Below are 12845 nucleotides of genomic sequence, written 5' to 3' on the forward strand. Positions count from 1 at the left end.
GCATCCGTGCCCTCAGCGAAGTCTTGCGGGAAAGGGGGTAAACATCGACTCACTCCTGAAACAGCCTCAGGGAGTCGTATATGCAGCTACCGCCACATGCGCCTTAACGTGCGATAGGGGCGCTATTGATCAAGGCCGTGCGGCGACTTGATATTTGATAAGTGGCTACTCCACTTCCATGCCGCAGCCGCGATCGCCGGGCAGGGGCCACAGTTCTTTTTCCGCCTTGCCGTGCGCATCGCCTCTGGGCGGTTTGTGGTTGTCGATCAGGGCATTGGGGCGCGCCAGCTTGCGCAGGCCCGCCGCATTTCCGATGACGACGCGGCTGCCGGTAACGGCGACGCCGTATTTGTCGAGCTGGGCGAAGGCGCGCGACAGGCTTTCGGGCGTCAGATCGAGCAGCGAGGCGAGGATGCGCTTTTCGTAGGGCAGGTCGATTGTGTCGCCGCCGCCCTGCCGCACCTGCTGGGTGAGGAGGTAGTTGGCCAGACGTTCGGTGCCCGAACGCAGCTTGTGGTTTTTGATGGTCCTGACCAGCCCGCGATAGCAGCCCGACAGCTCCTGCGCCACCGCCACGGCAAAACCGGCGTCTTCGCGCATGGCGGCGCGGAACGTCTCGGCGGGCAGCATAACGATCTGTGAGCGGCTGAGGGTGCGGGCGGCCATCAGGGCCGGGGCGTCGAGCACCACGGCAGCCAGAATAAAGGTCGAGACGGGCCGCAGCACGGCCAGCGTACTTTCCTTGTCGTGCCAGTGGCCCTGAAGCTCGACCATGCCGTCGATCAGGATATACAGAAAATCGACTGAGTCCGCTTCGTAGATGAGGTTGGCCCCGGCGGGAAAGGTCTGCACCAGCGCGCCGCGCGTGATCTGCGCGAAGGCCTCATCGGAGATGGTCGCCAGCAATTGAAGCTGACGGATACGGTTGGCGTCGCTTTCCCTCATGGCGGTGTCCGGCCCTGCCTCCGTCTGGTTGCCCCTGTCTCAGGCATCATCCTACAGCCGATTCCGTAGGTATTGAACCAAAATCGTAACTTAAGCCGTTGTTTTATCGTGTGTTGAGCGGTGTCCGGCTCAGGCTTTGAAGGTGTCGCAGGCGTTGGGATCGCCGGATGAATAGCCGGTTTTGAACCAATAGACCCGTTCCTTCGACGTGCCGTGGGTGAAGGAATCGGGCACGACTTCGCCGCCGCTGCGCCGTTGCAGCGTGTCGTCGCCGACGGCCGAGGCGGCATTGAGTGCCTCTTCCAGATCGCCGGCTTCCAGCCAGTGGGCCTGCGCATCCGACCGTTTGGCCCAGACCCCGGCATAGCAGTCGGCCTGAAGCTCCAGCTTGACCGAGAGGGCGTTCGACCCGCGCTCGCTCAGGCGCTGCTGCCTTTGCTGCACCTCGCCGGACAGGCCGGTGATGTTCTGCACGTGATGGCCGACCTCATGGCCGATGACATAGGCCAGCGCAAAGTCACCCGATGCCCCCAGTTGCTGTTCCAGGGTGCGGGCAAAGTCGAGATCAAGGTAGACCTTACGGTCGGCGGGGCAATAGAAGGGGCCCATAGCCGACTGACCCACGCCGCAGCCCGTCTGGGTGCCCTGCGTATAAAGGACAAGCGTCGAGGGCTCATAGCCACGGATGGCCGAAGCCCAGACCTCATTGGCCGAGGTGTGCATGACATCAGTGAATTCGCAGGCCTTGTCGCCTTCGGGACAGGCGCCAACCGCGGCCGGACCGGAGGCCTGACCCGACACTTGCGCCGTCTGGCTGAGCAGGGTCTGCGGGTCGATGCCGAAGACGAAATAGCCGATCAGGGCCAGCACGATGGCCCCGATACTGCCGCCGCCGATCAGGGCGCCGCCGCCCAGACCGCGCCGATCCTCAACCCCGCTGCGGCGTCCGCCTTCCCAATCGACCATGATGTCCTGTCCTTTTTGTGCCCGGTGGAAAGTGTACGCGCCTGCTGTAAGAAGACAATAGGCGTTGGCTCAACGGGCCTTCAGCAGCCCCAGCACCATGTCGAGATGCGCCTGCGACCATTTGCTCAGGTCGTATTGCACGCCGCCGCCGATGATCTGGGTCAGCATGATCATGATGCCGGGCGCGATCACAATGTCTTCGATACCCGTCAGCCGCTCTGGCGCGTCGGGGGCGAATTCGCCGCGCGCCATGCCGTGCCGGATCAGGTCGCGCAGGCTCTCGATTTCGCCGCCGACCAGCTCCAGCGCATAGAACTGACCGATTTCAGGCACACGGTGGCTCTCCGAAATGATCAGTCTGAGGATGCCCAGCGTATGCTCGTCCTGTAGCAGGTTGGCGTAGAAGCGTTCGTGCTCGTGCCGCAACTGGTCCTCGGCGGAGCGTTCGGGGTCCAGTACGAAGTCTGCGCCTTTGATGGGGTCGGTCACATGACGGGCAACCGCCAGAAACAGATGGGTTTTGGTCGGATAATAGACGTAAATCAGCGCCTTGGAGATGCCGGCGCGTCTGGCGATGTCCTCAAGCCGCGTCGCCGCAAACCCATGCTGACAGAATTCGTCACGCGCCGCCTCCAGTATCTGCCCCGGCCGCAGCGCCTTGGCACGCTCGCGGATGCCGAGCCGTCTGGCGACGGCTTTCAGACCGCGGGCGCACGCGTCCTCGCTAGGGGGAGTGTGGGGTTTTGGCGGCATTGATTATTTTTAATACGCTGTTCGTTGACTGTTCAGTCAATGAAACGATAAGTCTGTTTGGATTACAAGTCTTCAGGATTTCGCCCATGCGCGCTTTTGCCTCGGCTCCTTATGTTTCCACCGCTTTCAAACGGTCCGCCTCGCGGCTTTTGCTGAGCGGCGTGCTGGCCCTGTCCGTGGCGGCCTGCTCCGGTCAGAAGGGTGAGGAGGAAAAGAAGCCCGCCGAAGGGGCGCTGGTCGAGGCGACGCTGGCCACCGAAGCCGTGGCCCCGTTGGTGATTTCCGGCTCCGGCACGGTGGCCGCCTGGCAGGAGGCACCCATCGGGGCTGAGGTCGGGGGCCTGACCGCCACCGCCGTGCTGGTCGATGAAGGGCAGTATGTAAAGCAGGGGCAGCCGCTGCTGAAGATGAATGACGCCGTGCTGCGCGCCCAGCTTCAGCAGGCGCAGGCCGGTATCCAGAGCGCCAGAGCACAGGCCGTTGAGGCCGAGCGCGCCTATCAGCGGTATAAAGAGCTGTTCGATAAGGGCTATGCTTCTCAGTCGGCGCTCGATCAGAAAGAAGCCGCCTACAAGACCGCTCAGGCACAGGTCGCCACCGCCGAGGCGTCTGCGGCGCAGGCCCTGACCCAACTGAATCAGACGGTGGTGCGCGCCCCGGTGTCGGGCCTGATCACCTCACGCACGGCCGTGGCGGGTCAGATCGTGTCGCCGGGCACCGAGCTGTTCCGCATCGTGCGCGACAACCGCATCGAAATGAATATGGAAGTGGTCGAAACCGAGCTGAGCGCGCTGAAAGCCGGTATGACCGCTACCGTCACCGGTGAAACCGGTCAGACGGTCACCGGCACGGTGCGCGTCGTCACGCCGGCGGTCAATCAGCAGACGCGGCTGGGCTATGCCCGCATCAGCATCCCCGCCGATGCCGGATTCAAGCCGGGTCAGTTCGCCCGCGCTTCGATCACGGTCGGCGAACAACCCGCCGTCCTTATCCCGCAAAAGGCCGTCGTTTATCAGCAGAACCAGCCGGTGGCCTTCGTGGTCGAGGCCAACAATAAGGTCAGCGGCCGCAAGGTGAAGACGGGGGAACGGCGCGGCGACGCCATCGTGATCGCCAGCGGCGTCAGCGCCGGTGAAAAGGTGGTGACCAGCGGGGCGGGCTTCCTGGTTGATGGCGACGCCGTGCGCGTATCCAAAACGACCACGCCTGCCGGGGCTGAAAAGGCCGGGGGCCAGTAATGAACAGCCCCGCCACACCCCCTAATCGCGGCACCATTTCGTCGTGGTCGATCCGCAACCCCATCCCGACGGTGCTGTTCTTCATCGTCATGACCATTGTTGGCTGGGGCGCGTTTCAGGCCCTGCGCATCAATAACTTCCCGGATATCGACCTGCCGGTGGTGACCGCCACCTATGTGCAGTCGGGGGCGGCCCCGGCGGAACTGGAAACCCAGGTGACGCGCCGCGTCGAAGACGCCGTTTCCGGCATCGGCTCGGTCAAGCACATCACCTCCTACGTCAATGACGGGGTGTCCACGACCGCTATCGAATTCCAGCTGGGCGTCGATCTCGAAAAAGCGACCAATGATGTACGCAACGCCGTGGCGCAGATCCGTTCGGACCTGCCCGCCGACGTGCAGGACCCGATCATTCGCCGCGAAGAGGCGTCGGGCGAGGCGCTGATCAACTACATTATCCGCGGCGACGGCCTGAACCCTGAGCAGTTGTCGTGGTTTGTCGATAACGACATTTCCAAGAAGATTCTGGCCAATAAGGGCGTGGCCAAGCTGTCGCGCATCGGCGGGGTGACGCGCGAAATCCGTATCCAGCTCGATCCGGCGCGTCTGGCCGGGCAGGGGATCACGGCGGCCGAGGTGTCGAACCAGTTGCGCGCCACCAATGTCAACCTGCCCGGCGGGCGGCTTGAGGTTGGCGGCTCTGAGCAGTCGATCCGCACGCTCGGCAATGCCGGTTCGGTCGATGCCCTGCGCGAAACGCGTATTGCGCTGTCGAACGGCGGCTCGGTGCGTCTGGGCGATCTGGGGCAGGTGATCGACACCTGGGCCGAACCGCGCGAACGGGCGCGTTTTAATGGCAATGAGGTGGTGGGCTTTGCCGTCTATCGCTCCATCGGTTCGTCCGAAGTCGATGTCGCCGATTCGGTGCGCAAGTCGATGGACGCCATCCGCAAGGCGCATCCGAACATGGTCATTGAAGAGGTTACGGCCTCGGTCGATTGGGTCAAGGAAAGCTATCTGGCCTCGATGGAAACCCTGCTGATCGGGGCGGCTCTGGCCGTGTTCGTGGTGTGGCTGTTCCTGCGTGACCTGCGGGCGACCTTTGTCTCGGCGGTGGCCATGCCCATGTCGCTGCTGCCGACCTTCTTCGTCATGTACGTGATCAACGACTCGTTCAACATCGTGTCGCTGCTGGCCCTGTCGCTGACCATCGGTATTCTGGTCGATGACGCCATCGTGGAAATTGAGAACATCGTCAGACACATACGCGACGGCAAAAAGCCCTATGATGCCGCCATTGAGGCCGCCGATGAAATCGGTCTGGCCGTGGTGGCGACGACGGCGACCATCATCGCCGTCTTTGCCCCGGTGGGCTTCATGCCGGGCATTGTGGGGCAATTTTTCAAGAGCTTTGCCGTGGCGGCCTGCGTCTCGGTCTTCTTCTCGCTGGTGGTGGCGCGGACCCTCACCCCGCTGATGGGCGCCTATCTGATGCGCGCCAATCCGGGCAAGGAACACGGTGATCCGTTCTGGATGAAGGGCTATCTGAGCAGCCTGAGATGGGGGCTTGAGAGCCCCTTATACTGGCGCACGCTTCTGTGGACGGTCGGAATCACGGTCGGCGGTCTGCTGCTGCTGCTGGGTGGGGCGGAGTTCGCTACCAAGGGCACAGGTCTGCTGCTGGGGGCGATCGGTCTGGTCGTGCTGGTCGGTGGTCTGGGGCTGGGCCTCATCAGCGGGCGCGCCGTGGTGCACGCGCGCTGGCCGCTGGGGTTGATGGGGCTGGGGTTTGCGGCGCTGGCCCTGCTGATGCTGGCCGGGCCGTTCCTGCCGCCACCCCCGTCTGCGCCGGCGGCACCACCCAAGGGTATAGGTGACTTTATTGGGGCCGGGATCGGCTTTGGCATCTTCGCGGCCTTGGCCTATGGTGTGTGGACGTTGCTGCGCAAACACGGCGGCGACGGCCTGAAGATGCGCTGGGGCATACTGATGGCCGGGATCGGCTTTTTCGTCCTGTCGATCTTCATTTCGAGCAAGCTGCCGGGGGAGTTCATCCCGGTCGGTGACAATGGCCGCTCCTTCCTGTCCATCGAAATGCCGCCGGGTACGCGGCTGGATGAGACGGACGCCGTGGTCATCTCGGTCATGGAGGAGCTGAAAAAGCGTCCGGAGGTCAAGAGCGCCTTTGCCTCGGTCGATCTGCGCAAGGCCAACCTGACCATCAATCTGATCCCGCGCCATGAGCGCAAGCTGACGCAGCAGCAGTTTGAGTCCGACTTCAACACCTTCGTGTCGCGCTATCCGGGCGTGCGGGCATCGTTTGGGCAGGAAGGCGGCGGGGGCGGTATTATCTCCTTCACCCTGGCGTCTGACGATCCGATGGCGCTGGAGCAGGCGTCGCGTGAGCTGGAGCGTCAGATGCGCGGCCTGTCCAGCCTGCGCAACGTCTTCTCGGCTTCCAACCTGTCGCGGCCTGAAGTGCTGGTGACGCCAAAGCCGGATCAGGCGGCGCTGATGGGCGTGTCGTCGCAGGCCATCTCTCAGGCGGCGCGCGTGGCCACCGTGGGCGATTTCGACCAGATTCTCGCCAAGTACAATATCGGTGACCGTCAGGTGCCGATCCGCGTGCTGATGGATACGCAGGCGCGTACCGCTGTGGAGACACTGGCGGAACTGAAAGTCCCGACCAATACCGGCGTACCTGTACCGCTTGAGGCCGTGGCCGACGTGCGCTTCGGCTCTGGCCCGATCCAGATCACCCGCATCGACCGTTCGCGCACCGCGACGGTGAAGGCCAACCTGCCCGAAGGCGTGCCTGCGGGTATCGCGCAGGACGCCGTGCGCAACCTGCCGATCATGAAGAACCTGCCTGCGGGCGTGCAGGAGCTGGTCACCGGCGATCAGGAAAGTCAGGCCGAAATGGCGACCGGCTTCATGGTGGCCATCGGCACGGGTATCATGCTGATGTATGTGGTGCTGGTCCTCCTGTTCCGCAGCTTCACCATCCCTATCACCATCCTGACGGCCCTGCCGCTCAGCTTTGGCGGGGCCTTCTTCCTGCTGCTGATCACCGGCAAGTCGCTGTCCATGCCCGCCCTGATCGGCCTGATCATGCTGACTGGCATTGCGGCTAAGAACTCGATCCTGCTGGTCGAATACGCGCTGGAAGCCATCAATCGCGGCATGCCACGCATGGACGCCCTGATGGACGCGGCGCATAAGCGGGCGCGACCCATCCTGATGACCACCGTGGCCATGGGGGCGGGCATGTTGCCGATTGCTGTGGGGTGGGGTGCCGACGTGGCCTTCCGCGCGCCCATGGCCATTGCGGTCATCGGCGGGCTGATTACGTCCACGCTACTGTCGCTGCTGTTCGTGCCGGTGGCCTATACGCTGGTCGATGACTTCGCGCAGTTTCTGGGGCGGCATACGCGCAAATATTTCCGCGCGCAGAAGGAAAGTGATCCGGAAATCGTGGCGGGAGAATAAAGCCTTATACCTCCCTGGCTATGCCGGGGAGGGGGACCGCACGAAGCGGCGAAAGCCGCTGAGATGTGGTGGTGGGGTTTCTAAACCCGATCACAGGCGCTGCCGACCCATCAAACAAGGTTACCCTTGCGGTCAAGGTCCACCCCACCCCCACGCCCTGCGGGCGCGGTCCCCCTCCCCGCCAGCGGGGAGGTGTAGTCAGGCGCTGGCCCCGTCAGCGATCAGGAAGTCGCGGATCGAGTCGGCGGAGACATCCCTGGCCACAAAGGCCTCACCGATCCCCTTGACCAGCACGAAGACCAGCTTGCCGCCCTCGGCCTTCTTGTCGTGGCCCATATGGCGGATCAGGGTGTCGGCATCGAAGGCCGCGTTGCGGATCTGCGTCATCTGCGTCGGCAGACCGGCCTTGGCAATGGCGGCAACAGCGCGGTCGGCCTCGGCCTGAGAACACAGGCCCACGCGCGCCGAATAGCGGAAGGCCATGCCCATGCCAATGGCCACGGCTTCGCCATGCAGCAGGGTGTCGCCAAACCCCAGCTCGGCCTCCAGCGCGTGACCAAAGGTGTGGCCCAGATTGAGCAGGGCGCGCTGGCCGCCTTCGCGTTCATCGGCGGCGACGATCTCGGCCTTCATCTCGACCGAGCGGGCGACGGCGCGCTCAATGGCCGCCGGTTCCAGCGCCAGTACGGCCTGATCATTCGCCTCCAGCCACTTGAAAAACGCCTTGTCGCCCAAAAGGCCGTACTTGATCACCTCGGCATAGCCGCAGCGGATTTCGCGCGCCGGCAGGGTGGCCAGCACGTCGAGATCGCACAGGACCAGACGCGGCTGATGAAAGGCCCCGATCAGGTTCTTGCCCTTCGGGTGGTCGATGGCCGTCTTGCCGCCGACGCTGGAATCGACCTGCGCCAGCACGGTGGTGGGGATCTGCACGAAGTCGATGCCGCGCATATAGATGGCCGCCGCAAAGCCGGTCAGGTCACCGATAACGCCGCCACCGAGCGCGATGATCACGTCCTTGCGGTCCAGACCGGCCTCGACCAGACCGTCGGTCAGGGTCTTCAGCCCCTCCCACGACTTGGTTTCTTCGCCGGCGGGCAGGGTGAGGATTTGCGCGGCAATGCCTTCGGCCTCCAGCACCTCTTTGAGGTGTCCGGCGTGCAGCGGCCCGACATGGGTGTCGGTGACGATCAGGGTGCGGCGGTTTTTGAGAAAAGGGAGGACGCGACGACCGGCCGAAGCGATCAGGCCGGTGCCGACCTCGACCTCATAGGGGCGGAAATCGCCGCCGGAGACAGGAAGTGTGGGCATTATTTCGTTTCCAGAAAGCGCTTGAGCGCGCCGATGACCAGTTCGACGCTCTTGCCGTGCGACTGATCGCCGGTATCGACCGTGATGTCGGCCTTGGCGTAGAAGGGGTAGCGTTTGGCCTCATGCTCGCGCAGAACCTCCATCGGGTCGCGGTCGCGCAGCAGCGGGCGGTGGTTGCGGTTGGCGACGCGCCGCGCGATGACGCGCAGATCGGTCTTCAGCCACACGGTGATGGCCTTTTGCCGGATGATGTCGTGGGTGGCGGGCTGCACAAAGGCCCCGCCGCCGGTCGCCAGTATCTGCGGCCCGTCGTCGAGCAGGCGCGAAATGACCTTCTGCTCGCCATCGCGGAAGCCCGCCTCACCAAAGGCGGCAAAGATGTCGGAGACGCTGAGGCCTGCGGCCTTTTCGATCTCTTCGTCGGCATCGCGGAAAGGCACGGCCAGGGCTTCGGCCAGCCGCCGGCCCACCGTGGTCTTGCCCACACCCATCAGCCCCACCAGCGCCACCGGGCGCGGCAGGATCAGACGCGGTTCAGTCGGTTTCGAGGTCTCAGGCACGACGCGCGCGCCCCGTGCGCGGAAAAACGATATGCATGCAGGTGCTTTACACGATGTTGGCCCGATTTAGCCAGTCATAAACCAAATTGCTTTGATAGTGCCAAAGACGGTTAATCGTCCCCGTTTCGAAAGCCACACCATGCGTCCCGATCCGCTCACCGCTTTTTTTGAGATGCTCAGCGTCGAACGCAATGCTTCGCCGCGCACGCGTGAGGCCTATGGTCAGGACCTGCTCGATCTGCGCAACCATGCCGGGGTCGATGCCGACGGGCTTTTGACCCTCAGCGAAGGCGATATTGCCGGGTTTTTTGCGGCGCTGGATGCGCGCGGGCTGGCCTCATCGACGCTTCAGCGCAAGCGCGCCGCTGTGCGGCAATTCTATCGTTTCTGCGTGCGCGAAGGGCTGAGCGACAACGACCCCAGCCGCAAGATCGCCGCCGCTAAAAAAGGCCGGCCCCTGCCCAAAATTCTCAGCCGGCAAGAGGTGGACGCCCTTATCGCCGCTGCCGAGTCAAAAGACGCGCATCAGGCCACCCGCCTGCAATGTCTGATCGAGATCGCCTATGCCTCAGGGATGCGGGTGTCGGAAATCGTCGCCCTGCGCCTCGATGCCGTGCAAAAAGACCCGGCCTATCTGATCGTCAAGGGCAAGGGCGGCACCGAGCGGCTGGTGCCGCTCAACCCGTCGGCGCGCGCGGCCATTAAAGACTATCTCGACATCCGGCCTCTATTCTTAAGCGCTAAAGACAAGGCCAACCCCTATCTTTTCTGCTCGCGCGGGGCCGAAGGGCATCTGACGCGCCGCCGGGTAGGGCAGTTGCTGGACGAAGCGGCGCTGGAGGCCGGGATCGACCCGGCGCGCGTGTCGCCGCACGTTCTGCGCCATGCCTTTGCCACCCACCTGCTCGAAGGCGGGGCTGACCTGCGCGTTGTGCAAACGCTGCTGGGGCACGCCGACATTTCGACCACGCAGGTCTATACCCACGTGGCGACTGAACGGCTGAAAGAGGTGGTTGAAACGCATCACCCGCTGTCGAAACGCCGCGCTGGGTAAGCGATTCCTGAACCCTTGTCCCTTCGGGCATATTGCCCCCCGCCGCGACTTGGGCTAAACGCCAAGGTTTGTAACGGAACCTGAGTCCCGGAAGATCATGCGCCATTATCTCGAATTCGAACGTCCGATCGCCGATCTGGAAGCCAAGATCGAGGAATTGTCGGCCCTGTCGTCTTCGGGAGGGGCTAATCTCGACACCGAAATCCGCGCTCTGCGTGAACGCACCCAGGTGCTGATCAAGGAAACCTACGACCGCCTTGAGCCTTGGCAAAAGACCATGGTCGCCCGCCACCCGGAACGCCCGCATCTGGTCGATTATCTGAGCGGACTGATCGAGGACTTTGTCGAGCTGCGCGGTGACCGCAAATTCGGCGACGATCAGGCGATTGTCGGCGGTCTGGGGCGTTTCCGCGGTCGCTCTGTGGTCGTGATGGGCCACGAAAAGGGTCACGACACCAATTCGCGCCTGCGCCACAATTTTGGCATGGCGCGTCCGGAAGGCTACCGCAAGGCGGTGCGCCTGATGGACATGGCCGAACAGTATGGCCTGCCGGTCATCACCTTCGTCGATACGGCGGGCGCCTATCCGGGCATCGGGGCCGAAGAACGCGGTCAGGCCGAGGCCATTGCGCGTTCGACCGAGCGCGGCCTGACGCTGAAGGTGCCGTTTGTGGCCACCGTCACCGGCGAAGGCGGGTCGGGCGGAGCCATCGCTCTGGCGGCCGCCAACCGCGTGCTGATCCTTGAACACTCCATCTATTCGGTCATTTCGCCGGAAGGGGCAGCCTCGATCCTGTGGCGCGACGGCTCGCGCGCCAAGGACGCCGCCGATCAGATGAAGATTACCGCCACTGACCTGTTGAAACTCGGTATCGTCGATCGCATCATCGAAGAACCCGCCGGCGGCGCGCACGCCGACAAGGACGCGGCGATCAAAAAGGTCGGCGATGTGGTGGAATCCGAGCTTCAGGCGCTGGATTACCTGTCGCCGGATCAACTGGTGGCCCAGCGCGCAGAGCGCTTCTACAAGATCGGCCAGACGGGGCTGGTTTAAAGATTTTCCGGGGGGAATAAATGAATACCAGAACCTATAGCTTCAGGCCCATGCCGAAGCTGACCATTTGGGCACTGCGCCTGATGGGTGCCTTGATGGTGACGACCGTACCCACGGTCATAGCGCCTCTGTTCATCAATTGGCACGATCCAATGTATGACGAGTCCTCTGCCTATACGATCAACGCCATCGGCATTTTGATCTGGGCCCTGTTTTGGGCAGTTTCAGGTGTCGTATCCCTGATCTGGGTATATAGGGCGGCTAAAAACGCCCACGCGCTTCAACCGGGGCGAATGGCGACGACGCCTGCCTGGGCCGTTGGCTGGTTTTTCATACCGTTTGCCAGCCTTTGGAAGCCCTACGTAACCTTGAAGGAGATCTGGATCGCCAGTCGTGGCCCCGGCGGTCATAGTGTGCCCCTGATCAACATCTGGTGGGCGACCTATCTGATCGGTAATCTCATCGGCTGGTTCATCACGCGCCAGACCTTCTCCAGTGATCAGGCCTATATCGACATGCCGTTTCTGGTGTGGGCCGAAAGCGTCGGCAATATCAGCTCTTTGGTAGCGACGTTCTGCTTTTATCAGATGGTGCGCCGGATATATCGCTTTCAGCTGGAGCGTGACACGGCGGCCGTTGACGTTTTTTAATCGAAAGTCACCGTCTTCGGGGCATCGCCCTTGGCGAAGGTCAGGCTCTTGGTCACGCCGTTAATCCGTACATTGACCAGCCCGACGCCGGTTTTGCGCGAGTTCGGGAACAGGCCATAAGCGACCGTCACGCTCTGGGGCACGCGGTCTAGCTTGCCCTTGAAGGTGAATTGCAGGTCGTCGCCCCAGGCTTCGTAGGCAAAGAAGTCGAGCCTCTGGCCATTGATCGTAAAGGCATCGCGCAGGTGGGCTTCCAGCGCCTTCAGAGCGTCCGGGTCGTCCACGGAGGGTTGCGCGTCGGGGGCCAGTTCGACCAGTTCCGGTTCGCTATCGTGCGCCGACAGGGTATGGATCACCGTTACCGTGCCATCGGCGGCGATTTCGACCACACTCAGCGTGTGGTGGCCGCGATGGGCCCATGTGGGAGAAGCGAGCATCAGGGCCGCCCCCCCCAGCAGGAAACCGCGTCGGATCACTTCTTGTCCGCCTTTTTGGGCTGGGTTTTCAGGCTGTCCGGCGTGACCACCAGATCGTCGTCCTTCATGCGGTTGGGTCCGTCTTCGCCTTCGCGGACCTCAAAGCGCTGTTCGTCGATCTTACGCGGGAAGGCGTTGTTGGAGACATCGGCGTCCGCCGTTTCCCACAACGGGTCGATGACCGCCTGCTTCAGCGTTTTCAGCGTCGCGTGCTGCCAGGTGACCTGCGTCGGATTATAGCGCCACACTTCGGCCGGGATGCGCACGGTTTCGGACGTCCCGTCGGTGTAATCCATCCTGAGGATCACCGGCATGACCAGCCCGCCCTTGTTGCGGAAGGTGAAGTTGTA

11 protein-coding genes and 1 pseudogene are annotated in these 12845 nt (G+C 63.1%); 5 read left to right on the forward strand and 7 right to left on the reverse strand.

Annotated features, from left to right (window positions below; genetic code table 11):
- Positions 1-165: 165 nt before the first annotated feature.
- The 3 genes from Q0072_RS13785 to Q0072_RS13795 all read right to left on the reverse strand — a co-directional run bounded on the left by Q0072_RS13785 (position 166) and on the right by Q0072_RS13795 (position 2664).
- Positions 166-945, reverse strand: a complete 780-nt coding sequence (locus Q0072_RS13785; RefSeq protein ID WP_298331180.1) for a helix-turn-helix domain-containing protein — start codon at positions 943-945, stop codon at positions 166-168.
- A gap of 129 nt (positions 946-1074) precedes the next feature.
- The gene (locus tag Q0072_RS13790) at positions 1075-1911 is read right to left on the reverse strand and encodes a neutral zinc metallopeptidase (protein WP_298331183.1); all 837 of its coding nucleotides are present in this window, start codon (positions 1909-1911) and stop codon (positions 1075-1077) included.
- A gap of 69 nt (positions 1912-1980) precedes the next feature.
- On the reverse strand, positions 1981-2664 hold the full coding sequence (locus Q0072_RS13795) for a TetR/AcrR family transcriptional regulator (RefSeq protein WP_298331185.1): 684 nt from the start codon (positions 2662-2664) through the stop codon (positions 1981-1983).
- Between the two features lie 86 nt (positions 2665-2750).
- Here Q0072_RS13795 and Q0072_RS13800 point away from each other — a divergent pair, with 86 nt between their 5' ends.
- Together Q0072_RS13800 and Q0072_RS13805 are read left to right on the forward strand one after the other, a co-directional pair.
- Positions 2751-3902 carry an efflux RND transporter periplasmic adaptor subunit gene (locus Q0072_RS13800; protein ID WP_298331187.1) on the forward strand — a complete coding sequence of 384 codons (1152 nt, stop codon included), beginning with the start codon at positions 2751-2753 and terminating at the stop codon, positions 3900-3902.
- A complete protein-coding gene (locus Q0072_RS13805) occupies positions 3902-7390 on the forward strand; it encodes an efflux RND transporter permease subunit (protein ID WP_298331189.1) in 3489 nt (1162 codons plus the stop codon). Before Q0072_RS13800 ends, Q0072_RS13805 begins: the two co-directional genes overlap by 1 nt.
- A 198-nt stretch (positions 7391-7588) precedes the next feature.
- Here the strand turns inward: Q0072_RS13805 and aroB are convergent, their stop codons facing one another.
- Positions 7589-8704: a 3-dehydroquinate synthase gene (gene aroB, locus Q0072_RS13810; protein ID WP_298331198.1), complete on the reverse strand. Its 1116-nt coding sequence runs from the start codon at positions 8702-8704 to the stop codon at positions 7589-7591.
- Positions 8701-9261 carry a shikimate kinase gene (locus Q0072_RS13815; RefSeq protein ID WP_298331191.1) on the reverse strand — a complete coding sequence of 187 codons (561 nt, stop codon included), beginning with the start codon at positions 9259-9261 and terminating at the stop codon, positions 8701-8703. The genes aroB and Q0072_RS13815 overlap by 4 nt, the downstream gene beginning before the upstream one ends.
- A 139-nt stretch (positions 9262-9400) precedes the next feature.
- On the opposite strand from Q0072_RS13815, the gene Q0072_RS13820 reads away from it, so the two are divergent.
- The 3 genes from Q0072_RS13820 (at position 9401) to Q0072_RS13830 (ending at position 12019) form a co-directional block, all read left to right on the forward strand.
- Positions 9401-10315 (forward strand): tyrosine recombinase, encoded by a 915-nt coding sequence (locus Q0072_RS13820; protein ID WP_298331193.1) that lies wholly within the window; start codon positions 9401-9403, stop codon positions 10313-10315.
- Between the two features lie 94 nt (positions 10316-10409).
- Positions 10410-11369, forward strand: coding sequence for an acetyl-CoA carboxylase carboxyltransferase subunit alpha (locus Q0072_RS13825; RefSeq protein WP_298331199.1), 960 nt, complete (start codon positions 10410-10412; stop codon positions 11367-11369).
- A gap of 50 nt (positions 11370-11419) precedes the next feature.
- Positions 11420-12019 (forward strand): DUF4328 domain-containing protein, encoded by a 600-nt coding sequence (locus Q0072_RS13830; protein WP_298331194.1) that lies wholly within the window; start codon positions 11420-11422, stop codon positions 12017-12019.
- Here Q0072_RS13830 and Q0072_RS13835 read toward each other — a convergent pair.
- Positions 12016-12495 (reverse strand): DUF6702 family protein, encoded by a 480-nt coding sequence (locus tag Q0072_RS13835; RefSeq protein ID WP_298331196.1) that lies wholly within the window; start codon positions 12493-12495, stop codon positions 12016-12018. The genes Q0072_RS13830 and Q0072_RS13835 overlap by 4 nt on opposite strands.
- A pseudogene (locus Q0072_RS13840) lies at positions 12492-12845 on the reverse strand (aminopeptidase); the annotation flags it as partial. The gene Q0072_RS13835 and the pseudogene Q0072_RS13840, both read right to left, overlap by 4 nt.

The sequence above is a fragment of the Asticcacaulis sp. genome (assembly GCF_027484505.1).
Taxonomy (GTDB): Bacteria; Pseudomonadota; Alphaproteobacteria; order Caulobacterales; family Caulobacteraceae; genus Asticcacaulis.